The 24,638-nt window shown below is 60.1% G+C and carries 23 protein-coding genes, 1 tRNA gene and 1 pseudogene; 9 read left to right on the forward strand and 16 right to left on the reverse strand.

What is annotated here, in order from left to right:
• Positions 1 to 234: pseudogene (locus tag B097_RS12595) on the forward strand (IS256 family transposase); the annotation flags it as partial.
• Between the two features lie 140 nt (positions 235 to 374).
• Complete coding sequence (locus tag B097_RS0106225; protein WP_018581679.1) at positions 375 to 1,952, forward strand: MDR family MFS transporter; 1,578 nt, start codon at positions 375 to 377, stop codon at positions 1,950 to 1,952.
• Here B097_RS0106225 and B097_RS0106230 read toward each other — a convergent pair whose 3' ends face one another.
• The 4 genes from B097_RS0106230 to B097_RS0106245 all read right to left on the reverse strand — a co-directional run bounded on the left by B097_RS0106230 (position 1,953) and on the right by B097_RS0106245 (position 5,334).
• Positions 1,953 to 2,507 carry a GNAT family N-acetyltransferase gene (locus B097_RS0106230; RefSeq protein ID WP_018581680.1) on the reverse strand — a complete coding sequence of 185 codons (555 nt, stop codon included), beginning with the start codon at positions 2,505 to 2,507 and terminating at the stop codon, positions 1,953 to 1,955.
• Positions 2,508 to 2,549: 42 nt separating this feature from the next.
• Positions 2,550 to 3,893 (reverse strand): RNA 5'-3' helicase PhoH2, encoded by a 1,344-nt coding sequence (gene phoH2, locus B097_RS0106235; protein WP_018581681.1) that lies wholly within the window; start codon positions 3,891 to 3,893, stop codon positions 2,550 to 2,552.
• A gap of 114 nt (positions 3,894 to 4,007) precedes the next feature.
• The gene (locus B097_RS0106240; RefSeq protein WP_018581682.1) at positions 4,008 to 4,643 is read right to left on the reverse strand and encodes an LGFP repeat-containing protein; all 636 of its coding nucleotides are present in this window, start codon (positions 4,641 to 4,643) and stop codon (positions 4,008 to 4,010) included.
• 52 nt (positions 4,644 to 4,695) lie between these two features.
• Positions 4,696 to 5,334 (reverse strand): LysR family transcriptional regulator substrate-binding protein, encoded by a 639-nt coding sequence (locus B097_RS0106245; protein WP_018581683.1) that lies wholly within the window; start codon positions 5,332 to 5,334, stop codon positions 4,696 to 4,698.
• A gap of 24 nt (positions 5,335 to 5,358) precedes the next feature.
• Between B097_RS0106245 and B097_RS0106250 the strand changes: the two genes are divergently transcribed.
• Complete coding sequence (locus B097_RS0106250; RefSeq protein WP_018581684.1) at positions 5,359 to 5,736, forward strand: DUF5997 family protein; 378 nt, start codon at positions 5,359 to 5,361, stop codon at positions 5,734 to 5,736.
• Here the strand turns inward: B097_RS0106250 and B097_RS0106255 are convergent.
• A complete protein-coding gene (locus tag B097_RS0106255; protein WP_018581685.1) occupies positions 5,733 to 6,971 on the reverse strand; it encodes an alpha-amylase family glycosyl hydrolase in 1,239 nt (412 codons plus the stop codon). The two genes, B097_RS0106250 and B097_RS0106255, sit on opposite strands and share 4 nt — an antisense overlap.
• 180 nt (positions 6,972 to 7,151) lie before the next feature.
• Positions 7,152 to 8,441, reverse strand: a complete 1,290-nt coding sequence (gene glyA / locus B097_RS0106260; protein WP_018581686.1) for a serine hydroxymethyltransferase — start codon at positions 8,439 to 8,441, stop codon at positions 7,152 to 7,154.
• Positions 8,442 to 8,585: 144 nt separating this feature from the next.
• Between glyA and coaA the strand changes: the two genes are divergently transcribed.
• A complete protein-coding gene (gene coaA, locus B097_RS0106265) occupies positions 8,586 to 9,512 on the forward strand; it encodes a type I pantothenate kinase (RefSeq protein ID WP_018581687.1) in 927 nt (308 codons plus the stop codon).
• A 3-nt stretch (positions 9,513 to 9,515) separates the two neighbouring features.
• Here coaA and B097_RS0106270 read toward each other — a convergent pair whose 3' ends face one another.
• The 5 genes from B097_RS0106270 to mca form a co-directional block, all read right to left on the reverse strand.
• Entirely contained in the window at positions 9,516 to 10,022 is a 507-nt protein-coding gene (locus tag B097_RS0106270) for a flavodoxin domain-containing protein (RefSeq protein ID WP_018581688.1), read from the reverse strand.
• 20 nt (positions 10,023 to 10,042) lie between these two features.
• Positions 10,043 to 10,813, reverse strand: a complete 771-nt coding sequence (locus tag B097_RS0106275; RefSeq protein ID WP_018581689.1) for an isoprenyl transferase — start codon at positions 10,811 to 10,813, stop codon at positions 10,043 to 10,045.
• Between the two features lie 22 nt (positions 10,814 to 10,835).
• A complete protein-coding gene (locus B097_RS0106280; RefSeq protein ID WP_026254352.1) occupies positions 10,836 to 11,930 on the reverse strand; it encodes a 3-deoxy-7-phosphoheptulonate synthase in 1,095 nt (364 codons plus the stop codon).
• Positions 11,931 to 12,144: 214 nt separating this feature from the next.
• Positions 12,145 to 12,435, reverse strand: coding sequence for a hypothetical protein (locus B097_RS0106285; RefSeq protein ID WP_018581691.1), 291 nt, complete (start codon positions 12,433 to 12,435; stop codon positions 12,145 to 12,147).
• Positions 12,435 to 13,319 (reverse strand): mycothiol conjugate amidase Mca, encoded by an 885-nt coding sequence (mca, locus tag B097_RS0106290; protein WP_018581692.1) that lies wholly within the window; start codon positions 13,317 to 13,319, stop codon positions 12,435 to 12,437. The genes B097_RS0106285 and mca overlap by 1 nt, the downstream gene beginning before the upstream one ends.
• 144 nt (positions 13,320 to 13,463) lie before the next feature.
• On the opposite strand from mca, the gene B097_RS0106295 reads away from it, so the two are divergent.
• The 3 genes from B097_RS0106295 (at position 13,464) to B097_RS12600 (ending at position 14,921) form a co-directional block, all read left to right on the forward strand.
• Entirely contained in the window at positions 13,464 to 13,937 is a 474-nt protein-coding gene (locus tag B097_RS0106295; RefSeq protein ID WP_026254353.1) for a DUF4307 domain-containing protein, read from the forward strand.
• A gap of 115 nt (positions 13,938 to 14,052) precedes the next feature.
• Positions 14,053 to 14,574 (forward strand): transcription elongation factor GreA, encoded by a 522-nt coding sequence (gene greA, locus B097_RS0106300; RefSeq protein ID WP_018581694.1) that lies wholly within the window; start codon positions 14,053 to 14,055, stop codon positions 14,572 to 14,574.
• A gap of 71 nt (positions 14,575 to 14,645) precedes the next feature.
• On the forward strand, positions 14,646 to 14,921 hold the full coding sequence (locus B097_RS12600) for a hypothetical protein (RefSeq protein WP_018581695.1): 276 nt from the start codon (positions 14,646 to 14,648) through the stop codon (positions 14,919 to 14,921).
• Positions 14,922 to 15,054: 133 nt separating this feature from the next.
• Here B097_RS12600 and B097_RS0106310 read toward each other — a convergent pair whose 3' ends face one another.
• On the reverse strand, positions 15,055 to 15,873 hold the full coding sequence (locus tag B097_RS0106310; RefSeq protein WP_018581696.1) for a Bax inhibitor-1/YccA family protein: 819 nt from the start codon (positions 15,871 to 15,873) through the stop codon (positions 15,055 to 15,057).
• A gap of 149 nt (positions 15,874 to 16,022) precedes the next feature.
• On the opposite strand from B097_RS0106310, the gene B097_RS0106315 reads away from it, so the two are divergent.
• Positions 16,023 to 16,988: a suppressor of fused domain protein gene (locus B097_RS0106315; protein WP_018581697.1), complete on the forward strand. Its 966-nt coding sequence runs from the start codon at positions 16,023 to 16,025 to the stop codon at positions 16,986 to 16,988.
• Positions 16,989 to 17,398: 410 nt separating this feature from the next.
• On the opposite strand, the gene B097_RS0106325 is transcribed toward B097_RS0106315, so the two are convergent.
• Positions 17,399 to 17,475 (reverse strand) — tRNA-Leu (locus tag B097_RS0106325).
• Positions 17,476 to 17,578: 103 nt separating this feature from the next.
• Between B097_RS0106325 and B097_RS0106330 the strand changes: the two genes are divergently transcribed.
• Complete coding sequence (locus tag B097_RS0106330) at positions 17,579 to 19,045, forward strand: amino acid permease (RefSeq protein WP_018581699.1); 1,467 nt, start codon at positions 17,579 to 17,581, stop codon at positions 19,043 to 19,045.
• Here B097_RS0106330 and B097_RS13840 read toward each other — a convergent pair.
• Genes B097_RS13840 through B097_RS0106345 form a run of 3 tightly spaced genes read right to left on the reverse strand, consistent with a single transcriptional unit; the run spans position 19,042 to position 24,609 of the window.
• The gene (locus tag B097_RS13840) at positions 19,042 to 20,280 is read right to left on the reverse strand and encodes an SLC13 family permease (protein ID WP_018581700.1); all 1,239 of its coding nucleotides are present in this window, start codon (positions 20,278 to 20,280) and stop codon (positions 19,042 to 19,044) included. The two genes, B097_RS0106330 and B097_RS13840, sit on opposite strands and share 4 nt — an antisense overlap.
• A gap of 53 nt (positions 20,281 to 20,333) precedes the next feature.
• Positions 20,334 to 23,972 carry a transcription-repair coupling factor gene (gene mfd / locus B097_RS0106340; RefSeq protein ID WP_018581701.1) on the reverse strand — a complete coding sequence of 1,213 codons (3,639 nt, stop codon included), beginning with the start codon at positions 23,970 to 23,972 and terminating at the stop codon, positions 20,334 to 20,336.
• Positions 23,962 to 24,609, reverse strand: coding sequence for a TetR/AcrR family transcriptional regulator (locus B097_RS0106345; protein ID WP_018581702.1), 648 nt, complete (start codon positions 24,607 to 24,609; stop codon positions 23,962 to 23,964). Before B097_RS0106345 ends, mfd begins: the two co-directional genes overlap by 11 nt.
• Positions 24,610 to 24,638 lie beyond the last annotated feature (29 nt).

Below are 24,638 nucleotides of genomic sequence, written 5' to 3' on the forward strand. Positions count from 1 at the left end.
CGTAAAGCCACCCGGAATCGGGTGCAGTTCACCAACGATGAGTCTGCGATCAAAACCTTGTGGTTGATGATCTGCAACATTGAGGACAAACGGGCCGCCAAGCGCGCTAAGCAGGGCAAACGGGTCGCGGCGACCAGCGGCCGGCTGATCGAGGGCAGGCGGGNGACGAACTGGAAGCAGGCCATCAACCAGATGTCTGTGGCTTACCCTGACCGCTTCGAGCCCTACCTCTAATAATCACGCCCCACACACAAACAACTTGACACGCTCATTTCACGCGGCGTACCTCCTTCAACTGAAACTGCTTGTGGATCTACTCCGTGTCGGCATGCGCGTATGCGCTTTTCCGTATCGTCGAAAGAACAACACAAGGAGTGGATTTGGTCAGCACCTCTGCGACAACACCATCGTCGCAATCAACCCAGCAACACCAAAGCGTGTGGCTTGTTTTCTCAGCGTTGGTCACCACCATGCTGATGAGCTCGCTGGGGCAAATGATCTTCTCCACTGCCCTGCCCACCATCGTCGGTGAGCTCGGCGGTGTGGAGCAGATGAGCTGGGTGATCACCGCATTCATGGTGACCATGACCATCGCCATGCCCATCTTCGGCAAAATCGGCGACACTATGGGCCGCAAGTGGCTTTACATGTCCGGTATTGCCCTGTTCGTCATCGGCTCCACGGTCGGTGGCTTCGCGGATTCCATGACCACCCTGATCATTGGCCGCGCCATCCAAGGCTTCGGCGGCGGCGGGATGATGGTGACCTCCCAGGCAATCGTCGCCGAGGTCATCCCCGCACGCCAGCGCGGCAAGTACATGGGCATTCTGGGCGCAGTGTTCGGCCTGTCTTCGGTCCTTGGTCCGGTCCTTGGTGGCTGGTTCACGGACGGCCCGGGCTGGCGCTGGGGCATGTGGATGAACATTCCGCTCGGCATCGCAGCACTCATCGTGTGCTTCTTCGCCTTGAAGCTGCGCACCGGCTCCTCGGAGGGCAAGCACTTTGACTGGCTGGGCACAGCACTGATGGCCGTGGCCACCTCCACCCTGATTCTTTTCACCACCTGGGGTGGCAATGACTACGCCTGGACCTCTCCGACGATTCTCGCGCTCATCGCGATCTCGCTGGCCTGCTGGATCGGCTTCATCATCGTCGAGTTGCGTGTCGACGATCCCCTCGTCCCGTTGAGCCTGTTCAAGAACCGCAACATGAGCTTGACGACGATCGCCGGTGTCGTCCTAGGCCTCGCCATGACGGGCACGCTGGCCTATATGCCAACCTATTTGCAGATGGTCCACTCCATGTCTCCGTCCGCCGCAGGCCTGATGATGATCCCGATGACGGTGGGCATGCTGCTTACCTCCACCAGCGTGGGCTTCATCATCGCACGCACCGGCGCCTACAAGATCTTCCCGATCATCGGTTTGGGCCTAGCAGCCGCGGCACTGTTTTTGATGTCGCTGATGACCCCGCACACCCCGCTGTGGCAAGTTGGCGTGTACTTCTTTGTCTTCGGTTTCGGCCTGGGGCTTGTGGTTCAGGTGTTGGTGCTCATTGTGCAGAATTCCTTCCCGATTACCGTGGTGGGTACTGCAACGGCGGCCAACAACTTCTTCCGCCAGATCGGTTCGTCTCTGGGTTCGTCGCTGATCGGTTCGCTGTTTACGATGAATTTGGCACGAGAGCTGCAGAACAATGTTCCTTCCGCGATTGCGTCCATGGGTGATGCTGGCGCACCTTATGCAGAAAAATGGGCCCAGGGCTCCGAGTTCGTGAACTCGCTTACCCCAGGCCTGGTGGCTCAGCTGCCGGATGCACTACGCGACGTGATCCAGCTCAGCTATAACGATGGCCTAACCCCCATCCTCTTGATGTTGGTTCCGGCCGTTATGGTGTCGATGTTGCTCATGATTGGTGTCAAAGAAGACACTTTGAAGGAGACCATCGAGTAGCTACTCGGCGATGCCGGCGTTCGCCGCTTTCTCTTCCGGCTTGGCCAGCAGTTTTTCGTACACATCGGTGTCGCGCCACTGCCCGGCCAGCTCGCCGTAGGTCATCTTCGCCAGGTGATGGTAGGTGCCCACCTTCACGAAACCGCGGGAGAGGTGCAGCTTCGCAGAGCCTTCATTCTCGGGGAAAATCCACGCGTGGATCGCCCACTTGTCCAGCTCTTGGCAGACCTCCATGAGTTGATCCAGCAGCGCGCCGGCAATCCCGCGGCCACGCGCGTCCGGATGAATGTAGATCGAGTCTTCCACTACCCCGTGGAACACGCTTCTCGACGATGCCGGCGCCGCAGATGTCCACCCAAGCAGTTTCGTGTCGTCATCTTCTTCGACGGCAACGAACACTGTTTCCATGATCTTTGATTGGGTGAACTGCTCCCAAGTGGGCCCCTTGGTTTCGTAGGTGGCGTGCCCTGTATCCAGGCCCATCTCATAAATGGATCGCACCTGGGAATAATCTTCTGGGCGCACGGGTCGGAGGATGAATCCAGCCTTAGTCATGCGCTCAATTGTTACTGATCATTTCAATCCGGCGCAACTTATTTATTGGCCATCCTCCAATAGGTCCGTAACCAGTTCCGCAATCGCGGAGCGCTCCGATCGCGCCAGCGTAATGTGCGCGAAAAGGTCGTGGCCTTTCAACTTCTCAATGACCGCCTGCACCCCATCGTGCCGCCCCACCCGCAAATTATCGCGCTGTGCGACATCGTGGGTGAGGATCACCCGCGAACCGCGCCCCAAGCGCGACAAGACGGTGAGCAACACGTTGCGTTCCAGCGACTGCGCCTCATCGACGATGACAAAAGAATCGTGGAGGCTGCGCCCACGGATATGGGTCAGCGGCAGAACCTCCAGCAGCTCACGGTCCATGACTTCTTCCATCACGTTGTCGGAGACCACGCCTTCGAGGGTGTCATAGACCGCCTGCGCCCACGGGTTCATCTTCTCTGTCTCGCTGCCCGGAAGGTAGCCCAGGTTCTGGCCGCCCACGGCATAGAGCGGGCGGAAGACGACGATGCGCTTGTGCAGCCCGCGCTCCAGCATCGCCTCCAACCCGGCACAGAGCGCCAGCGCCGATTTACCGGTTCCGGCGCGGCCACCGACCGACACGATCCCGACCGAATCATCCAGCAACAGATCGAGCGCGATCCGCTGCTCGGCAGAGCGCCCCGACAGCCCAAACGCGGTGGTATCACCCCGCACCAGGCGCACTCCCCCACCTGCTGCCACGCGCCCCAGCGCGGACTGGGATCCAGCATTCAAGGTCACGCCACAGTGCACAGGCAGGTCCTCAGTATCGACGGCAACGAAGCCGGTGGAAAATAGCTCGTCGATATCTTCGCCGGCCACATCGAGTTCTGCCACCCCCGTGTAACCGGTCAGCACAACATCTTGGGCGTGGTATTCGTCGGCAGGCAAGCCGACGGATCCTGCTTTGACGCGCAGCGGCACGTCCTTGGTCACCAATGTGACATCGTTGCCCTCATGCATGAGGTTGATGGCGCACGCCAGGATTCGGTGATCGCCCTCCGTGCCGCGGAAAGCGGCGGGAAGCAAGGACTGGTCCTGGTGATTGAGTTCGACGCGCAGCAGACCGCCCTCGATGTTGACAGGGATCGGGTTATCGAGGCGCCCGTAGTCCTGCCGCAGGTCCTCCAACATGCGAAGAGCTTGGCGGGCGAACCAGCCAAGCTCTGGGTGATGACGTTTTGCTTCCAACTCCGTGATGACAACAAGCGGGAGCACCACGTTGTGTTCTGCGAATTTCCGCAGCGCCCACGGGTCGGACAACAACACTGATGTGTCCAGGACGTACGTTTTCACCTCCGTCACGCTCTCGGAAACTTCGGGCGAATAGTCGATCGAGGTGACAGATGGCTCATACATGTCCTGTACTCCCCTAGCTCTGGTGCAGTAGTTCGGTGGTCCGTACACCCATGAGCCTAGGGAGACAAAGTGTAAATTACATTGTTGGAAGATGAACTTCCGGTGACGAGAACCTTATGGGCGAGGCTCCGTCTTCGCGCCCCACTCACCATTCTCATTCACCCATTGCAGAACGCCGTTGGTGAAGGACTGCGTCCAGCCCTGGCCGTCCTGCAGCTCTTCCTCGGGTGCCGTTGGCATACCGATCTCATTGTTCAGACCGCCACCATCTTTCCAGGTTTCAGCGATCTTGCCGACGATCGGCGCAGCACCGTTCTCCTGCGACCAGGCAATCAAGTCGCCGTTCGCATATTCAGCCACGGCCTTATCGCCATCCTGCTGAATGGTTTCAGGCAGGCCCCACTCGCTTTCCTGGTTATCAATCGCGGTCTTGAAGTCCGCAGGAATCAACGCGGTGCCACCGTCAGCGGTTTGCTGCTCTACGGTCTCACCTTCAGAACCAGCCGAGGTAGGCTCGTTGCCCTCGCCCTGTCCGTCGTCAGCCGCGGTATCGCCTTGGCCCTCGGTTTCGGAGGCATCGCTAGCGTGGACGTTTTCCGAGGCCTCGTTCGGGGTTGCGTTTGCAGCACCCTTGTCCTCGGTCACCACCCCACCGTCGGGATTCGATGCCGTATTTTCATTATCACCACATGCGACAAGTCCACCGGACACGGTGACTGCGGCTGCGATTGCTGCGATTGCGCGTTTCATAAATCATTCCTTCTTTCTAAAAGTCTTATTCTTCAAGTATGCAAATTTTTGGTTAACGGCGTTTCCTACTCCCCCTATTCTGGGGTTTCGTTGCTTTCCGACGAGCCTCTTTCACCAGCCTTTTCTCCTTGGCATTGCGCCGCGGCGCCGCCGCCCGCGAGGAATTCGGGGTCCTCCCCTTCGCGATCCCGACGAAATCCTGAATCGCATCCGAGTCATCGTCCTTGCGCCACGCCAACCCAATGGACGTGGTCTCCCCCGGCCAGTCGCGCACCCCCAGCGGGACAACTCGCTTTTTCGACAGCACCTTCAACAGCGGGCGCGGAGCAAAAGCCACCCCGACGTTGGCGGCCACCACCTGCAGTGCCGCGCGCAGCTCCTCAGTGGTGGTGTGTTCGTTGACGTGTTCGTCGGCCAGGTCCGCCATGCGCACCGCTTCGCCGACCTCCGCATAGACCGACTCTTTCGGAACGGCCACGCCGGGTTCCTCGTCGTAAAGCACCACCGTGTGAAACTCGTCGGTAATCCGCGGGTCCGGCAGTCGGGTCAGCGCCAGGTCAGCCTCCCCGGCGAGCAGTGCTCCGCAGGCGTCGTCGGCATCGATGGTGGTCAGGCGGTGCGTCGTGGCGTGTGCATAACGACGAAACCACTTGCCAGGTTCGGTTCCGGTGACGAAGGCGAGGCGAATCATGCGCTCAATGCTACCGTTTGAACCATGAGTGAAGAATTGAACTTCCAGGCAGAACCATCAGGCACCGCAATGAAGCCGGCGACCGCCGCGAAAAAGTTGGGCATCTACTTGCCCGCCACCCCGCAGGATTTCCAGGACGGGGCGGTCACCCACGCGCAGCTGCGCCAACTGCAGGACAACCCACCACAGTGGCTCGAGGAGCTGCGCCTCAATGGCCCCCACCCCCGCCCCGAGGTGGCACGCAAGCTCGGAATTAGCATCACGGCCCTGAAAAACAATGACATGGACAAGCCTTTGACCACCCAGGAGATCAAGGCACTGCTGGCTGACCAGCCCGAGTGGCTTCGTGAGGCACGTACCCAGCTTGCCGAATCACGCGAGCAGAAAGATTCGGAAGCTTAGACTGCTTCCTGCTCTGCGGCTTCGCTGTCGTAGAAGCTGCGGTCCAGAACGAGGGCACTATCCAACAGGACAGAGGCGTGGGTGCGGCCCTCGTCGACACGCACGTGCACCATCAGCTCATGGCCGTCTCCGCGCACGGAGTAGGCCAGGGCGGTTTCCTGGAATTCCTCGATGGCGAGCTCGCCCGTGGCGATCCACGGGTTGGCCTTGCGAAAGGCCACGAGATCGCGGTAGAGCTTAAACATCCAGTGGCCAAAGCTGAAGAGCTGGTCTGGGTGCTCAGGCAGCTCGGGACGCAGTGCGTCATCGGCTTCCCAGCCCTCGCCCTTCTCCCCGCGAAAAGCCTGCTCATCGCCATAGTAGATAGAGGGCAAGCCCGGCAGCGTCAATAGGATCACGGCAGCTAGTGCCGCGCCGGAGTCCCCGACCATGCTAGCCACCCGGGACACGTCATGGTTGCCCACGAATGTCTGCATCAGGTTGCGGGCGGAGAAGTCCTGGTGACGCCATAGCGAATGTTCCAGCTCCCACAGGTTATTGGCCTGGATCGAGGCCCACACGGCGTGCCACACCTCGTATTGCGTCATGGTGTCCAGGTGCGATTCACGTGCGAAATCCGCGTAGTCGCCGTGGATCATCTCACCGGAGAAGTACGCGTTCGGATGGCGCTGGCGGACCCGATCGGTCACCTCGGCCCAGAACCAGGTGGGAACGTCATATGCAACATCGAGGCGCCAGCCTGCAATGCCGCGGTCGAGCCAGTAGTTCATCACGTCGACGACGAAGTCCACGCAGCGCGGATCCTCGTGGTCGAGTTCGGCCAATGTGCCGTCGCCTTCCCACCCGGCCAGGGTGCCATCCGCGTTTCGACGAACGGGGCCGCCGTGGTGGACGAAGGCGTGATTGATGCACACGTGGTTGAATACACCGTCAAAGATGACGTCGATGTCTCGGGCGCGTGCCTCGTCGATAAGCGCAATCATGTCGTCCTCGGTGCCTAGGCGCGAGTCGATCGAGAAGTGATCGAGGGTGTCGTAGCCGTGGGCCGTGGATTCAAAAACGGGTCCGAGGAGCAGGCCCGTCGCGCCGAGTTCGGCAGCGTAGTCGAGCCAGTTGATCAGCCGCAGGATGCGGTGCCCGTGGTCGGAACCATCGGTCGGGCGCTGACGGATCGGGGCGCCGAGGGCACCGAGTGGGTATATATGCCACCACAATTGATTAGCTAGGTTGTTCATGCCTACTCAAACCTCCTTAAGGTTAATGAGGCCTTTGAGCCAACAACCTACCCCGAAAGGTCAGATCTTTGGAATCCTGGGCGCTGTTTTGAGGCAAATTGGACCACAGCACAAAAACGCGCCGTAGATCACATAATGACCTCCGGCGCGCCTGATTGCTCTGAAATTGCCCTTCAGAACTTAGAGAAGCTTCCAGTCCTCCAAGCCCTCATACAGCGGGTACTGCTCGGCCAGCTTGGTCACGCGGGCGCGCAGGCCGTCCACGTCAGCATTCTTGCCTGCGGCCAGAGCCGTACCGATGATATCGGCGGTCTCCGTGAAGGCTTCCGCGTCGAAACCGCGGGTGGCCAGCGCCGGGGTGCCGATGCGCAGGCCCGAAGACACGGCTGGCGGACGTGGATCGAACGGCACGGAGTTACGGTTGACGGTGATGCCGACCTCGTGCAGGAGGTCCTCTGCCTGCTGGCCATCCATCTCCGAGTTGCGCAGATCCGCGAGCACTAGGTGCACGTCGGTGCCGCCGGTAAGAACGTCAACGCCGGCTGCCTTGCAGTCCTGCGCGGTGAGTCGCTCCGCCAGAATGCGCGCGCCTTCGAGGGTGCGTGCCTGACGGTCCTTGAAGCCGTCGGTAGCGGCAATCTTCAGCGCCGTCGCCTTCGCAGCGATCGCGTGCATCAGCGGGCCACCCTGCTGGCCAGGGAACACCGCGGAGTTCAGCTTCTTGGTGTAGTCCTCGCGCGCCAGGATCATGCCGGAGCGCGGGCCACCGATGGTCTTGTGGATCGTGGTAGAGACCACATCCGAGTGCGGCACCGGCGATGGGTGCAGGCCGGCGGCAACCAGACCCGCAAAGTGGGCCATGTCTGTCCAGAGGAAGGCACCCACCTCATCGGCGATCGAGCGGAAGGCCTCAAAGTCAAGGGTGCGGGGGTAAGCGGACCAGCCTGCGATCAGCACCTTCGGCTTGTGTTCCAAGGCTGCTTCGCGCACCTTGTCCATGTCGATGCGCATCGTCTCTGGGTCTACCTCATAGGCGACAACGTTGTACAGGCGGCCGGAGAAGTTCGCCTTCATCCCGTGGGTGAGGTGACCGCCGTGCGCCAAGGACAGGCCCATGATGGTGTCGCCCGGGCGGATCAACGCGTGCAGTACCGCGGCGTTCGCCTGCGCACCGGAGTGTGGCTGCACGTTGGCGTATTCCGCGCCGAAGAGGCTCTTCGCGCGCTCAATGGCCAGGTTCTCAACGACGTCGGCGTTTTCGCAGCCACCGTAGTAACGCTTGCCTGGGTAACCCTCGGCGTACTTATTAGTGAACACAGAACCCTGCGCCTGCAAGACGGCGCGGGGAACAAAGTTCTCGGAGGCGATCATTTCTAAGGTGTTTCGCTGGCGCGTCAGCTCGCCAACAATTTGCTCGTGGACCTCGGGATCCAACTGGGCGAGTTCTTGATACAAAACGTTGTCAGTCATGTGGGCGTTTATGCCTTTCCACAAGGATTGAGGGCGGATGCTACCGCAGCTGAGTGTACGACAAATATGCACCAATCCTGTAAAAATCAGTAAAATTCAGCCCCTTAACCCCGATCCGGGGCAGCGGGTGGAACAATAGTGCACATGGCACGAAGCACCGACTCCAGCCCGTACCTTGATTTCACCCGGGAAACATGGCGCGATCTTCGCGCGACTATGCCCATGGTGCTCAAGGAATCTGAGCTGGAAGAGCTACGCGGCGTAGGAGAAAATATTGACCTCGGAGAGGTCTCAGACATCTACCTCCCCCTGTCTCGCCTGATCCACTTGCAGGTCCACGCCCGCCAACAACTCACAGCGGCCACCGAGATCTTTTTGGGCGATAACCCAGGCCACGTCCCCTTCATCATCGGTGTGGCCGGTTCCGTCGCGGTGGGTAAGTCCACGACGGCACGCTTGCTCCAGGTTCTGCTTCAGCGCTGGGAGACCCACCCGCGGGTGGACCTTGTCACCACAGACGGCTTCCTTCTTCCCTCCGCGGAGCTCAAAGAGCGCAAGCTGATGTCACGGAAGGGCTTTCCGGAGTCCTATGATCGTCGGGCGCTGCTACGCTTCGTCACCGACGTAAAGTCCGGTAAGCCCGCGGTCAAGGCACCGCTGTATTCGCACACGGCCTATGACGTGCTTCCCGACGAATACCAGATCGTCGACAAACCCGACATTCTCATCCTGGAGGGCCTCAACGTGTTGCAGACTGGGCCCACTTTGATGGTCAGTGACCTCTTCGACTTCTCGGTGTATGTCGACGCCCGCACCGAGCACATCGAGCATTGGTATATCGAGCGCTTTCTCAAACTGCGCAGCACGGCCTTCCGCGCGCCAGGCGCACACTTCGCCAAATATGCCGACCTCGACGATGCCAAGGCCGAACACGTCGCCCGCGAAATCTGGCAGTCGATCAACCTGCCGAACCTGGTGGAAAATATTCTGCCCACCCGGGTCCGCGCCTCCCTGGTGTTACACAAGGGCCGCGACCACCAGGTGGAGCGGGTCCGGATGCGCAAGATTTAGCCGCTAACGCGACCTTTCGACCCATTCGACGATGGGATCAAGCTCTACGAAATCGACGCGGTCAACATCCTTGTCGTAGGCGGCGATCATCGCCTTGTCATTCTCGGACTTGCGAGGTTTCATGCGCAGCGCGTTGATCACCCCGAACATGACGGACTTGTGGGCGGAGCTAATCTCCGAATAATTCAACCGGCCCGGCAGATAGAAGCGCTCCACATGGGAATAGTCGCTGCCTAGCGCGCCTTTCAGCTGATCTTTGGAGCGCGCAAATTCAAGCAGACTCATGCCCACCGCGGCGACGGCAACAGGCCGGTCGCCAAAGTCATGCTCTTTGACGAAGCTCACCGCCGGCACCGAGGGCCCGTGCACCGGCGAAAGGACGACGACGGGGCCTTCTCCCAGCTCCGGAGCATCGCCAATGTCCTGAATATTCGCATCAACGCGACGTGCTAACTCTTCGGCATACTCACGGGTCGAACCATAAGTAGAGGAATAGAAGATCACTGTCATAAGGACAGTCTAACTGCTTGTTACTTCCCGAAGCGGCGCGAACGCTGTGAGTAATCACGGAGCGCGCGCAAGAAATCGATCTTACGGAAAGCCGGCCAGTAGGTATCGGTAAACCAGATCTCCGAATACGCCGACTGCCACAGCAAAAACCCGCTCAAACGTTGCTCCCCAGAGGTGCGGATCACCAGATCCGGGTCAGGTTGGCCCTTGGTGTAGACGTGGGTGGAAATGGACTCCACGGTCACCTTATCGGCCAGTTCGCTTGCAGGTGTTCCAGCGGCCAATTCTTCGTCGATAAGCGACTTCACGGCGTCGACGATCTCCTGCCGCCCACCGTAGCCTACGGCGATATTCACCGTGAGTCCCGGCCTTTCGTGCGTGGTGTCGGCGGAGCTGCGCATCCTTTCCGCCACTTCCGGCGGGAGCAAGTCGAGGTGACCGACTAGGCGTACTTTGCACGTATGATCCGCTGCAGAAAGGTCTTCAACGACCTCAGAAATGATGTCGAAGAGTAGTCCGACTTCCTCTTTGGTGCGCTGCAGATTCTCCGTGGACAGCAGGTAGATGGTGATGACTTCGACCTCGGTGTCCGCGCTCCAGCGCACCAGCTCGCCAATCTTGTCCGCCCCGACGCGGTGGCCGTGAGATATATCTGTGAAGCCGGCCTCCCGCGCCCAGCGGCGGTTACCGTCGGCCATCACCGCAATGTGCTTCGGTTGCTTCTTGCCCCGCAGTTCGCGCTGCAGGCGCGCTTCATACAGCGGGTACAAGATTTTTTCGAGCACATTCACACCCTTAAGTGTAGCGGGTGTCTTAATTCCTCCGACGAGCGCGTACCGCCGACGCGAGTTCTTCCAGCAAATCCACAGTGGTGTCGAAGTCCATGCACGCATCCGTGACCGACTGGCCGTAGACCAACCCTTCACCGCCATTGACCTTCAGCTTTTCCGGATCCAACTTCTGCGCCCCGGACACAAGGAAGGATTCCAGCATCACGCCCGCGATATGCTCGTCCCCCTCGGCTACCTGCGCGGCAATATCGCGCGTCACCTCCGCCTGGCGCACATGGTCCTTGCCCGAGTTCGAGTGGGAGGCATCGATCATGATGCGCGAATCGGGGCCAAGCTTATCGACGACCGCCCGCACCGATTCCCGGTCAAAATTTGGGCCGTTGCTGCCACTACGCAAGATGACGTGGCAGTGCGGGTTGCCCTCGGTCTCTACGACGGATGGGACGCCATCGTCGGATACTCCAAAGAAGAAGTGCGGGTGCCGGGCCGCTCCCACCGCGTCTACGGCGACTTGGACGGAGCCGTCGGTGCCGTTCTTGAAACCGATGGGCATACTCATGCCACTGGCGAGTTGGCGGTGCACCTGGGACTCAGTTGTGCGCGCCCCGATCGCGCCCCAAGCAACGGCGTCCGCGTAGTACTGGGGGCTGGACGGTTCTAAGAATTCGCACCCGGCGGGCAGGCCGGTCGTGACCACGTTGGTCAGCACTTCGCGGGCCAGCCGAAGGCCCTTTTCTACGTTGTAGGTGCCGTTCAAGTCAGGGTCGTTGATCAGGCCCTTCCACCCCACCGTGGTGCGTGGCTTTTCAAAGTAGACGCGCATCACCACCTTGAGGTCCCCGTCGAGGCGCTTCGCTAGGGGTGCGAGCCGGTCCGCGTATTCCTGCGCAGCGACCGGGTCGTGGATGGAGCACGGGCCGACGACGACAACGAGGCGGTTGTCTTTACCGGCGAAGATATCGGCAATGTCTTGGCGGTCACGTTCTACCTTGTCCAGCTTGGTCTCATCGAGCGGCAGTGCCTGTTGCACCTCTACTGGGCTGGGTAGTGTGTGGAATGCGCGAATGCGTTTATTAGATGTCGATGCTGAATCTGACAGTGATACTGGCTGTGACATTTCGGGGATTCTTTCTCGTGTGCAGTGCTTGTATAAGTTGGCAAACAAAAAAGCAGCCCCTCTACCCTTGTGCGGGGAGGTGCTGCTTGGCTCCTGGACGTTCGTCAGTGATTAGCTAGTCATGCGCGACTGGCAAGACTGGGAACGCTCCCGGAGCCCTGCCAAAATAAAATCGCTGTACGAACATGTGCCTGAGTGTAGCACAGAAGTATTTTTAGAGGCGGGACTGCTTGCGGCGGTCCAAGACCCCCGCCTCTTCCATGGCCTTATCCAGCGTCTCTGTATCGAAGACGTCGATGCCATGGGCCTCAGCAAACATGCGGCGGCGGTTGAAGCGGGAGTAGCGGCGGTGGAATGCCCATCCCAGCATCAGGATGACCACCAGCAAGCCGACCACGATCAGCATGCCAATCGGGGATGCTTTACCGAACTCCGGGCCCAGCAGCCCACCGTCTGGGTTTTGCGCCAACACGTAGGTCACCACATTGGTTGCTGCAACATTCATTATTTCTGTTCCTCATCTGCAGGTTCAATACCTGCGAACAAATCGTCTTCAGGCACGTGTGTGGACACGCGGGTGCGCGCCAGTTCGAACTCTTCGGTAGGCCACAGTTCCTGCTGCGTTTCCACCGGGGTGGCTAAGAAAGCGCCGGCCGGGTCAATCTGGGTGGCGTGCGCCAGCAGCGCCTGCTCGCGGTTAGAGAAGTACTCGCGGCAATCCACCTGGGTGGTTACTCGCGCCATGATGTCGGCCTTATTTTCTTCCCAGCGCTTGATCATCGGCCCGTAGGGACTACGCTTGCCCTGCTGCTTCAGGCGCTCGTCGAAAAGCACCATGCGCTGCAGCACGAAGCCGTGGGTGTAGTACATCTTCAACATGGTCCAAGGCTCCCCGGCCTCGGGCGCGAATTCTGAGTCGCCCGATTTTTCCCAGGCCATCATAGAAATCTCGTGCACCATCAGGTGGTCCGGGTGCGGGTAGCCGCCGTTTTCGTCGTACGTGATCAGTACGTGGGGGCGAAACTCGCGGATCACCTTGACGAATTCCTTGGTCACCTCGACCGGGTCCTGGCGCGCAAAACAACCTTCGGGCAGCGGCGGCAAAGGATCGCCTTCCGGAAGGCCAGAGTCCTCGTAGCCCAGCCACATCTGCTCGACGCCAAGTGCCGCTGCCGCTTTGGCCATTTCCTCACGGCGAATGGAGATCATGTTTTCCAGCACGCCTGGGCGGTCCATACCTGGGTTAAGGATGGAGCCGCGCTCCCCTCCTGTACACGTAACGACGAGCACCTCGTGCCCTTCGTCAGCGTACTTCGCCATGGTCGCTGCACCTTTCGAAGACTCGTCGTCAGGATGCGCGTGAATCGCCATGAGGCGCAGGCCGCTCAATGAAATGCCACCTTCCGGTAGTTCGGTCTTGATTCGTCTATAGTGATCGACTTTAGCGTTCGATATTAGTTAACGACAGACAATCTTAGTACCATCGCTTCTAAAGTCATTTTTATCGCGCGTCCCAGTGAGGTCTTAAGTCCGGTGTCTACCCCAGAACAGTCACGTCCCGTTCAACGCTACGGGAAGGAAAAGACCCTTGAAAAACCAAAGGGCACGATGGGGAAAGTGCTTGCCGCCATTTTCGCGATCGTCATCGCTATCATCCTTGTGCTGGGCATGCGCACCGTCATGACTCGTGACGATACCCCCATCGAGGCGACGTACGTGAATCATGAGCGTCTCGACGACAACACTTCCCGAGTGTGGTTCGATGTGGTGCGCGAGGATACTTCACAGCCCTCCTACTGCATTGTCACCGCCCTGAACTACTCCATGGCAGAGGTTGGCCGCCGTGACGTGGTCATCCCCGCTGGTGGCGAGGCTCAGATCCGTTTGTACGCCGACATGCCGGTGCGCGACTACCCCGTGGCCGGGTCCATATATGGCTGCTCGTCGACGATGCCGTCCTTTTTGAAGACGGAGGACGCGGTGAATGACGTAGCACGTACCGGCTAGGCAGGCGGATAGCTGGCTATGGGGCCTGTGGTAGTATGCCCCTTTAGTCCACGCGCGCCCGACGCGTTTTTTCTTTTCCAACACTTTTCACATTCCTAGAGGAAGGGTTGCACTCATGGCAGAGGTAGAGAAGCAATACATCACCCCAGAAATGAAGGCGAAGCTGGAGCAGGAGCTCCAGCAGCTGATCGATAACCGCCCAGCCATCGCCGCAGAGATCAACGAGCGCCGCGAAGAAGGCGACCTGAAGGAGAACGCCGGCTACGACGCAGCTCGTGAGCAGCAGGACCAGGAAGAGGCGCGCATCAAGCACATCTCTGAAATCCTGGCGAACTCCACCACGGAGCGCGAAGGCATCGTCGAGGGTGTTGCTCACGTTGGTTCCGTCGTGCACGTCTACTACGACAACGACGAGAACGACAAGGAAACCTTCCTGATCGGTACTCGTGCTGCCTCCACCGACAATAAGGACCTGGAGACCTACTCGGAGCAGTCCCCACTGGGCGCTGCCGTCATCGGCGCTGCCGAGGGCGAGACCCGGACCTACACCGCGCCTAATGGCCGCGAGATCTCCGTGACCATCGTTTCGGCTGAGCCTTATGATTCGGACAAGGCTGCCACTCCCCGCGCGAAATAAACTAAAATAATTCTCCGAGCCCCGCGACGTTATGAGTCGCGCGACCTACCCATAGGATGTGAAGTTACATAATGCGTATCTCCCGTAAGTTCGCCGCAGCTGCCATCGCTGTAGTTTCTGCCGTAGCGATCACCGCGTGCACCCCACCGTCTGAGAACCCTTCCGATCAGAAGGTTGACACTGCTAAGAGCCAGGATCCGGACTCCCTGGACAAGGGCAGCATCGGCTTCGAGGAGAAGGAAACCTCCACGCAGCCAACCCCGGTGGAGCCAACCGCACCTGCAACCGCAACCAGCAATAGCGGCGACATCGTGATGGGCGAGCAGGGTTTCGTCGTCCAGCAGTAGCTTGAAGTAGCTCAACGGGATATCCGCCTTTCTACTACCCCATTCATGGTGTGTGGCAAGGCGGATTTTTAAAGCCCGGCACCTCCTTGATGAAGGAGGTGCCGGGCTTTCACCATGCGCGCGGGCGCTGGGTTTAGTCGCGTTGCAAGTAGCTCAGCAGACGCAGGATCTCGGTGTAGAGCCACACCAGGGTCACTGCGAGGCCAAGGGCGACGCCCCATGCCATCTTGGCAGGTGCGCCAGTGCGGATCAGCTGGTCCGCGACATCAAAGTCCTGCAGGAAGCTCAGCGCTGCAAGGACGATGCACACGAGGGAGAAGATGATGGCGATCGCGCCACCGTCGCGCAGCGGGTTGAAGCCGAAGAAGATCGCGCCGATCAGGTTGCCTAGGGCCAGGATGGCTACGCCGAAGATCGCGCCGGTCAGTACACGGGTGAACTTCGGGGTCACGCGGATGGCGCCGGTCTTGTAGACGAAGAGCATGCCGACGAATACGCCAACGGTACCGAGCACAGCCTGGCCGATGATGGCCCCGCCGTTCTCGTTGCCAATGGTCCAGCCGCTGAAGAGCAGCGAGATACCGCCGACAAACAGGCCTTCGAAGGCGGCGTAGATCAAGGTGACAACTTTGGAGCCGTACTTGTTGCCGAAGGAGTGCACGAGGACGGTAATGAAACCGCCGATACCACCGACAATGGTCAGGATCATGGCGAGGCCAGGGTTGCCTGCCAGAGCGATGCCGAAGTTGATGACCGCGAACAGAATGATGACGCCGAGAGTGATGCCGGTCTTGGTCACCACGTCGTCGACAGTCATCGGACGGGTCTCGTCGGAAGCCTGCTGCGGCTGGTAGCCCTGCTGGTAGTTATCAAAGCCTTGAGGTTGGTAGCCGTAGCCACCTTGCTGCTGGGAGGCGGGCAGGTTCGTCAGTACAGGGTTATTGCTGCGCACGATGTCACCCGGATCCTTTCTGTGAAACACGTAAAGAGTTTTGCTTTCATACCTCCTAACGGCACAGGCCTGGGATTCGTTCCCAGACCCCCTGCCACCAGTGGCGCAAATCACAGTATTTGTTTGGCGGCCGATCTAAAGTTATCCCTATGAGTGGTTTAAAACAGTGGTTCAAACGGCTCCAGCCCGAAGTCGGCGGCGATGCGCTGCGCCGCCACTTTCGCCACTTCTTTGGCGACGAGAACCCAATCACCTACGAGTTCGGCGACGTCCCCATCTACGTCTTCCATACGGACGAGCCTGTCCCCCACTTCCTATACACCACCTTCGGCCTGTCGCGCGTCAATTCGGCCACCCCAGTCGCCGGCACCCAGACCGAGCTGACCATCCGCATCCCCGACGACGAGAGCCTGCCGCCCGAATGGCCCGCCCGCGTCCTCGACCGCATCGTGCGCTACCTCAACCGCGTCGACACCCCGATTGAGCCCGGCCACCACATGGATTTCGCCGAGCCGCTTTCCGACGAGTCCACGCTCACTTCTCTGATCTTCGTCACTGACCCCCTGCTCGGCGTGGTCGATACTGCCTCCGGGTTCGTGCGATTCACTTACGCCATCGGTATGACGCCAACAGATCTCGACGACGCCCTGCTCTGGGACGCCCGCAAGTTCGCTGGTGTCTTCGGCGAATATTTTCCGCTGGGCCTCTCCGACCCGACCCGCCGACCCCTACGTGAGATCCCAGAGGCCCACGCAATCGTCGAGAGCGCAACGCAGCGGCAGGGCTCGTCGTTAAGCGGCGTGATGGCGAAGTACCTGGACTTCACCACTGAACCTGAGGCGCGCATCGACCTGACGTCCACGAGCGCACAGCACCTCCTGCGCGCGATCCAATACCGCGTGCTGTACGGGCGCAGCTTCAGCCTGGTCGGCAAGAAGAAATGGCTGGAGATCGTTCCCGGTGAGGCAGCCCCGCTCGTCGACAAGCAACGCATGGTGCTCGAAATATCCTCCGACGCAGCCAACGAGTTGCTGGCCACTTTCGATACTGGCCCCGGCACATACCGCTTATCGACGATGCCACTGACGCTGCAAGTCATCGACCCAACGACATAAAAATGGTGCCCCAGGGGGACTCGAACTAGAAAGTCTTTAATTCAAGGAACACGGCTCGCCGGTTATTCCTGATCACTGTTTTTGACGCGATTGACCAGTACTGCTGCAACTATGGTGAGCAGTATCAGGATGACAAATCCGAAGATCGACGTGTGTGCGATGGCGACATAACCTGAGATTGCCAGCCCAAATAATGCAACGACAATCGCATTGGGAGATATTTTATGCCTGTTCATCATTCCCCTTTCGCACTTGATCGTTAAGTACACTCACTGCTACGAACCATTCCGGCCCCGTGTAACGGATCTTTATGCGGCCATTTTAGGCGATTATTAAATAGACGCTTTTTGGACACTTTAGGGAAAAAATGGAGCCAGGCCAAGAGCGCTCAACGTTCTGACCTGGCCTTTTGGTGCCCCCAGTGGGACTCGAACCCACACTGAATTGATTTTAAGTCAACTGCCTCTGCCGATTGGGCTATGGGGGCACGGCCGCAAGAAGCGACCTCGTCATAGTTTAGACCGTGGCTAGCCGGGGGCGGAAATAGACCCCATTTTCCACTACACACCCCACCCGGTAAATTGATGAAAATGAGCACTAAGCATTCCGTTTCCGTGTGGTCCCTGGTGGCGTTGATCATCGGGTCGACCGTGGGGGCGGGCATCTTTTCGCTGCCGCAAAATATTGCTTCGGCAGCTGGCCCCGGCGCGATGTTGATCGGCTGGGCGATCACCGCGGTGGGTATGTTGTCGATCGCGTTCGTGTTTCAGATCCTGGCGGTGCGCAAACCCTACCTGGACTCGGGTGTGTACTCCTATGTACGCGCGGGGCTTGGTGATTTCATCGGCTTCGCCTCCGCCTGGGGGTACTGGCTCGGCTCGGTGATCGCGCAGGTGGGTTACGCCACGTTGTTCTTTGGCACGCTCGGGCACTATGTTCCGCTGTTTTCTGCGGAGAACCGCTGGGTGTCCGTCATTTCGGTGTCGGTGCTGACGTGGGCGATTTTCGGCATGCTTACCCTAGGCGTGAAGCAGGCCGCGTTTATGAATTTGGTGGCCACGGTGGCCAAGCTGCTGCCGATCATCGCGTTCATCCTGCTCGTAGCATTCCTTGGGTTTTCGTGGGACAAGTTCACCGCGGATTTTTGGGGCACCTTCTCCGGTACGGGATCCGTCTTCGACCAGGTGAAGGGGACCATGCTGTTTACGGTATGGGTCTTCATCGGCGTGGAGGGTGCCTCCGTGTATTCGAAGCAGGCGAAGTCGCGTGCCGACGTGGGGCGCGCCACCATCCTGGGTTTCTTCGCCGTTCTGGTCCTGTTGGTCTCTATCACCACTTTGACCTATGGCGTGCTCACTCAGCAGGAGTTGGCGGCGCTGCCAGATAACTCCATGGCGTCAGTACTTACGGCGGTGGTCGGGCCGTGGGGTGGTGCGCTGATTTCGCTGGGTCTGTGCCTATCTGTCCTGGGTGCCTACGTGTCTTGGCAGATGTTGGCTGCGGAGCCCGTCGCCATGATGGCTTACGACGGCCTGCTTCCCAAGGCCTTGGGCAAGATCACCAGCACTGGCGCACCGTGGGCAGCGCAGCTGGTGTCGACGATCTCAATCCAGCTCTGGGTGGTGGTCTTCTTCGTCTCTGAGACCGCCTATACCTCGATGGTGCAGCTGGCCACTGTGCTCTACTTGGTCCCCTACTTGTTCTCGGCCGTCTACCTTGTGTTGTTGGTAGTACGCGGGCGTGGTATTTCGCACCCGCACGCAGGTGAGCGTTTCGACGATTCCGGCCCGGTCGTCGATAAGCGGACGAATAGGAAGCACCTGGTTGTTGGCGTTCTGGCCATGATCTATTCGCTGTGGCTGTTCTACGCCGCCGATCCCGTCTACGTGTTGTACGGGGCGCTTGCTGTCCTGCCTGGGCTGATTCCTTATGTGTGGACGCGCATTGCAGCCAAGGAGCGCGTGTTCAACGCTTTCGAGTGGGTGGTGGTCGCGTTGATCGTGGTTGCCTCGGCCGTGGCCGTGCTCGGTATCGCCCAGGGGGCTTTGGAACTTTAGACCGGGATGAACGTCATCAGCCACACGCTGACGGGCGCGACCGCGACGATCAGGCAGGCGTAGCGCATCATGGCACGGAACTGGGCGTCGTAGTCGCCGCGCGGAACGTTGGCTAGGACCAGCGCACCGCTGGTGGAAAATGGGGAAACGTCGACGATCGTGGTCGAAATCGCGAGCTCGGCTGCGGCTGCTGCCACAGGGATATCGCCGGCGGCCAGCAACGGCATGATCATGGACATGGCGATTCCCAAGGTAGCGATGGACGAAGCCAGCGCAGAGACGATCCCACAGAGGTAGGCCAACAGCAGCAGTCCCACGCTCGCGGCACCCAGGCTTGCGATGCCGCCGGCAATCCAACCCACTGTGCCGGCGTCTTGCAGCACGGCGATGTAGGTGACCATGCCGCCGATCAGGATGATGGTGGACCACGCCACCCCGTCCAGGGCCCGCTTGGAATCGGCTGGTTTCGCCAGCGCCAGCACGCCGCCCAGAATCAGGCTGACCGCCCCGATGTCGAGGTTGTAGAAGCCCGCGGCCACGATCAGGACCGCGATGCATGCCATGGTGAGCCACTGATTCGCGGTCACGTCTTTAACGGGGGTGTATTCGGTCGCGGTGTTGCCCTTGTCCTTGATCAGCTCGCGCCCGCCGAGTAGGAAGAACACCAGTACCCCGAAGACCAGGCAGAAGATGAAGTTCAGCACGAACATTTCGCCTGCGTAACCTGTGAACCCGTTCGCTTCTAACGCTTCGTTGACAAAGACACCGTACACGCTAAGCGGCGAAAGCACGGCGATGGTGCCACCGTGGATCACCATCATGCCCATCAGCAGCGGATCAATCTTGTATTTCTTTGCGAAGGGCATCGCGATCGGCGAGATCACCCCAACGGCAAACACCGCACCGATGCCCATGAAGAAGCCGGTCAGGAAAAAGAAGATCCACGGCATGATCCACCGCTTGCCGCGGGTCAGCCGCATGGCCCAGCCAACGATGATGTCGATGGTGCCATTGATCTGCGCGAAACCGAACAGGAAGGTCAGGCCGATCAGGGAGAAGGCCAGGCCGACGGGGAATTGGCCGAAGACTTCGTCTAAGGCCTCATTCACCGGGTAGACGTACAGGCCGACGAAGAACGCGCCGATCATGCCCAGGATGCCGATATTGATGCGGCGCACCGTGCCAACAACGAAAATGACTGCCAAGACAAGCGCAGTGACTAGTTCGACGGTCACAGCCGTCCGCTTCCTTGGCTCAACATTGTGGACACCACAAACCTTAGCGCGCGTTACTCACTGACTGAAAATACACGCTTCTTTTTATGTGCATCGGCTGCATCCCCGGTCACGGAAATCTTGGGCACGTCGAAGATCTCAGAGATGAAGTCCGCCACCCACTGCAACAGTTCGGTATCGCGCAGGCTTGGCTGGTTGATCCCCTTTCCTATCTTGGGGAATGGCACCTGTACGGCCTTCGCCGCCGCCCGGTACGCGGAGCCTGGGTAGAGGCGTTTCAGGCGCACCTGCTTCGAATCCGGCAGATCCACCGGGTGCAGTTTGATGCGGTTGCCCTGCACTGTAATATTCGCCACTCCCGCCGCGCGGGCTTGGTGGCGCAGCCGCGCCACAGCCAGCAGACGTTCCACTTCTTCCGGCAACGGGCCGAAGCGGTCCTTCATCTCCGCCACGATGGTGGACAGGGCTTCGTCGTCACGCGTCTCAGCGATCTTGCGGTACTGCTCAAGTCGCAGCCGTTCGGAATTGACGTAGGTGTCCGGAATGTGGGCGTCGACGGGCAGGTCGATACGGATTTCCTTCGGGCCCTGGTCTGTGGCGTCGACGACCTCGCCGGTAGCCAGCGCCTTGTACGTGTCGACGGCTTCCCCCACCAGTCGCACATACAGGTCAAAGCCCACGCCCGCGATGTGCCCGGACTGTTCTGCACCCAGCACGTTGCCGGCACCGCGCATCTCTAGGTCCTTCTGTGCCACGGCCATACCCGCGCCCAAATCATTGTTCTGGGCGATGGTGGCCAGGCGGTCATAGCTGGTCTCAGTGAGTGTTGCGCCCTTCGGGTACAGGAAGTAGGCATATCCACGCTCACGCGACCTACCGACGCGCCCGCGCAGCTGGTGCAGCTGACTGAGTCCCATGTTCTGCGCATTTTCGACGATCAACGTGTTCGCGTTGGCGATATCCAGGCCCGTTTCGACGATCGTGGTACACACCAACACGTCGTATTCGCGGTCCCAGAACCCCTGTACCGTCTGCTCGAGCACCTGCTCGCTCATCTGGCCGTGCGCGACGACGATGCGCGCTTCCGGCACCAGTTCGCGCAGTTCACGCGCCTTCTTTTCGATGTCGCTGACCTTGTTGTGGATGAAGAAGACTTGGCCATCGCGCAGCAACTCACGACGAATGGACGCTGCCACCTGCTTCTCCTCATAAGGCCCCACATACGTGAGCACTGGGTGGCGATCCTCCGGCGGAGTGGTAATCGAGGTCATTTCCCGAATCCCCGTCATGCTCATCTCCAGGGTGCGCGGAATCGGGGTTGCTGTCATCGTCAGCACATCCACGTGCGCCTTCAGCGCCTTGATGTGCTCCTTGTGCTCCACGCCGAAGCGCTGCTCCTCGTCGACGACGATCAAGCCCAAGTTCTTCCACTGCACACCCGTCTGCAACAGGCGGTGCGTACCGATCACGATGTCCACGGAGCCGTCAGCCAGCCCCCTCAGAATCTTCTTGGAGTCCGCGGCGGTAGTAAAGCGCGACAGTTCACGAATTTCCACACCGAAACCGTCCATGCGGGACGCGAAGGTGGAATAGTGCTGCTGGGCAAGAAGTGTCGTCGGCACGAGCACCGCCACCTGCGCCCCGTCTTGCACCGCCTTGAACGCGGCACGCACCGCCACCTCGGTCTTGCCGAAGCCCACATCACCAACGATGACGCGGTCCATCGGCACCGGCTTCTCCATATCCTCCTTGACCGCCTCGATAGCGGCCATCTGGTCCTCGGTCTCCACGAAGGGGAAGGCGTCTTCCATCTCATGTTGCCAGGGCGAATCGGCCGCGAAGGCATGCCCCGGCGCGCTCACGCGCTTAGCGTAGAGCTGTACGAGCTCGCCGGCGATTTCACGGACGGCAGCACGTGCCTTCTTCTTCGTATTCTTCCAGTCAGACCCGCCCATCTTCGACAGGGTCGGCGACTCCCCACCGGAGTACTTCGACAGCAGATCCAAGGAGTCCATGGGCACCCACAGCTGGTCATTGGGCTGCCCGCGCTTGCTGGGGGCGTATTCCAGCACGATATATTCGCGGCGGCTGGTCTCATCACCGGTGTTGATGGAGCGCTCCGCCATCTTCACGAACCGCGCAATGCCATGGGTTTCGTGCACCACATAGTCGCCGGGCTTGAGCGCCAAAGGGTCGACACGGTTGCGCCTTTTCGCTTTTCGACGCTTCGCCCCCGCAATATCTCCTACTCGGTTACCGGTGACGTCTGTCTCCGTGACCACCACCAGAGGAATATGGGTTCCAGGAAACACGAGTCCGGCGTGGCTGACCGCTTGGTACAAGGTGATCTGCCCATCGACGGGCTCCAACCCGGTGGTAGCGATGCGCGCTGATATCCCGTTTTCGCGGAAGCGTTCCGCCATGCGGTCCACCGTGCCCTTGGCCGGCGCGATGAAGGCGGCCGCTCCCCCATCGTTGACGTGCTTTTTCAGCTGTGCCATCAAGGTCTCGATCTCTTTGAGATCACCGCGGGGAGCGGGCGCCGCCTCAAACTCCAGCGGCAGGGTCTCGGCCTCATCGGCCGCGAACATTCCAGGCGGTGCGAAGGTCCACCAACGCGAACCCGCCATCTGGGTTGCTGCCTCGAGCGATTCGTAGGAGCGGTACGACGACGCCGACAGATCAAGCCCCTCCACCGCCACGGGACCCTCAGCCCCCATGGCCGCGGCTTCCCACCCGGCTTCCAGAAATTCTTGGTCGGTCTGTTCCAGATCCGCAATGCGGGTGCGTACCTTCTCCGGGCTGGTCACCAACACCACAGAATCCGCAGGCATCACGTCGGGCAGCACCTGGAACTGCTGATCCGTCAGGGCTGGGATCAGCGCCTCCATCCCGTCGGCATAGGTCCTCTCAGAGATGCGGGTAAGCAGCTGCATCAAGGTGGGGTTCGTCGGGTAGTCGCGCGACAGCTCGTCGGCACGCGCGGCCACGGCCTCGTCGATAAGCAACTGGCGTGCAGGGAAAATCTCCACGCGCGTGATCTCCTCGATCGTGCGCTGGTCGGCGACAGCGAAACTGCGCAGTTCGGTGACCTCGTCGCCCCAGAATTCCAGGCGGACGGGGTGCTCCGCGGTGGTCGGGAAGACGTCGATGATGCCACCGCGCGTAGCGAACTCGCCGCGCGCCGCCACCATATCCACGTGCTTGTAGGCGAAGCTGGTCAGCGCGTCAGCAAGCTCAGTGAAATCGTATTCTTGGTCCTGCTCCACCACGATCGGGTCAATCGCAGGCAAAAACGGCTGGCAGAACCCACGCGCCGACGTCACCACCACCTGCAAATCCTCCAGGTGGTGGAGCACCTCGAAGCGCGTGCCGACGACATCCGCGCCGGGACTCAAACGCTCATGCGGCAGCGTCTCAAAAGCGGGGAAACGGGCAACACGGTCCTGGCCCAACAAAGCCTTCAGCTCAGCGGTGAGGTCTTCTGCCTCGTGGCTGGTCGCCGTCACCGCGAGCACCGGCGACTTCCGCGCCAGCGCCCCCACCGCCCACGGACGCACCTGGTCAATACCAGTGATGTGGAGAGACTGCGTATCTGACTCGTCGTTCAGCTGAGCGAGCAGACCCTGCAGCTTCGGGTCTGTCATCGCCTTGGTCAGCACGCCTGCCAGCATCGGAAGGTTATCGGTCATGCCCTGCTCTTTCCCTACTCTTTCCACAATCAACATCGGCGGTGATCACTGGGTCCGCCCGCATACCGCGCAACCCATTCCAACACAGGTTAACGATGTGCGCCGCCACGACCTCCTTGGCCGGCTCACGCTCATCCAGCCACCACTGCGCCGTATTCGACACCATGCCCACCAGCGCCTGCCCATATAACGTGGCAAGTTCTGGATCCAATCCCTGGTGTTCAAAGGCCCGAGCCAGGATATGCGATACCTGCCCCACCGCCATATTCAACAAGGTGGCGTAGCTCCGCTCCTCCCCCGGCACCTGGTCGCGCACAAGAATGAGGAAGCCATCCGTCTGCTCCTCCACATAAGTAAGCAGCTCAATCACCGCTTGCTCGATGCGCGCCCGCCACGATCCGCCTTGCAGCGCCTGCGTAATCACCTGCTCGAGGTGCAGCATCTCCCGGTCGATGATCACCGCGTACAGGCCTTCTTTGCCACCGAAGTGTTCGTAGACAACCGGCTTGGACACGTCAGCACGCTGGGCGATTTCCTCCACCGACGTTCCGTCCACCCCGCGTTCGGCGAATACGGACCGGCCCACGGTGATCAATTGTTCCCGTCGCTGTTTTCCGGTCATGCGCTGTCTGGCCATGGCCTCTACTTTAGCGTTGGCTTATCGAC

It is taken from the genome of Corynebacterium pilosum DSM 20521 = CIP 103422, from assembly GCF_000373805.1.
Taxonomy (GTDB): domain Bacteria; phylum Actinomycetota; class Actinomycetes; order Mycobacteriales; family Mycobacteriaceae; genus Corynebacterium; species Corynebacterium pilosum.

Coding starts and splice junctions, on each gene's coding strand:
- B097_RS12600 (WP_018581695.1), top strand. CDS start 14,646: ATGCGTATCTCCCGTAAGTTCGCCGCAGCTGCCATCGCTGTAGTTTCT.
- B097_RS0106255 (WP_018581685.1), bottom strand. CDS start 6,971: ATGAACAACCTAGCTAATCAATTGTGGTGGCATATATACCCACTCGGT.
- B097_RS0106330 (WP_018581699.1), top strand. CDS start 17,579: ATGAGCACTAAGCATTCCGTTTCCGTGTGGTCCCTGGTGGCGTTGATC.
- B097_RS0106250 (WP_018581684.1), top strand. CDS start 5,359: ATGAGTGAAGAATTGAACTTCCAGGCAGAACCATCAGGCACCGCAATG.
- phoH2 (WP_018581681.1), bottom strand. CDS start 3,893: ATGTATGAGCCATCTGTCACCTCGATCGACTATTCGCCCGAAGTTTCC.
- B097_RS0106345 (WP_018581702.1), bottom strand. CDS start 24,609: ATGGCCAGACAGCGCATGACCGGAAAACAGCGACGGGAACAATTGATC.
- B097_RS0106280 (WP_026254352.1), bottom strand. CDS start 11,930: ATGTCACAGCCAGTATCACTGTCAGATTCAGCATCGACATCTAATAAA.
- B097_RS0106245 (WP_018581683.1), bottom strand. CDS start 5,334: ATGATTCGCCTCGCCTTCGTCACCGGAACCGAACCTGGCAAGTGGTTT.
- B097_RS0106240 (WP_018581682.1), bottom strand. CDS start 4,643: ATGAAACGCGCAATCGCAGCAATCGCAGCCGCAGTCACCGTGTCCGGT.
- B097_RS0106285 (WP_018581691.1), bottom strand. CDS start 12,435: ATGAATGTTGCAGCAACCAATGTGGTGACCTACGTGTTGGCGCAAAAC.
- B097_RS0106315 (WP_018581697.1), top strand. CDS start 16,023: ATGAGTGGTTTAAAACAGTGGTTCAAACGGCTCCAGCCCGAAGTCGGC.
- coaA (WP_018581687.1), top strand. CDS start 8,586: ATGGCACGAAGCACCGACTCCAGCCCGTACCTTGATTTCACCCGGGAA.
- B097_RS0106230 (WP_018581680.1), bottom strand. CDS start 2,507: ATGACTAAGGCTGGATTCATCCTCCGACCCGTGCGCCCAGAAGATTAT.
- greA (WP_018581694.1), top strand. CDS start 14,053: ATGGCAGAGGTAGAGAAGCAATACATCACCCCAGAAATGAAGGCGAAG.
- B097_RS0106270 (WP_018581688.1), bottom strand. CDS start 10,022: ATGACAGTGATCTTCTATTCCTCTACTTATGGTTCGACCCGTGAGTAT.
- glyA (WP_018581686.1), bottom strand. CDS start 8,441: ATGACTGACAACGTTTTGTATCAAGAACTCGCCCAGTTGGATCCCGAG.
- mfd (WP_018581701.1), bottom strand. CDS start 23,972: ATGACCGATAACCTTCCGATGCTGGCAGGCGTGCTGACCAAGGCGATG.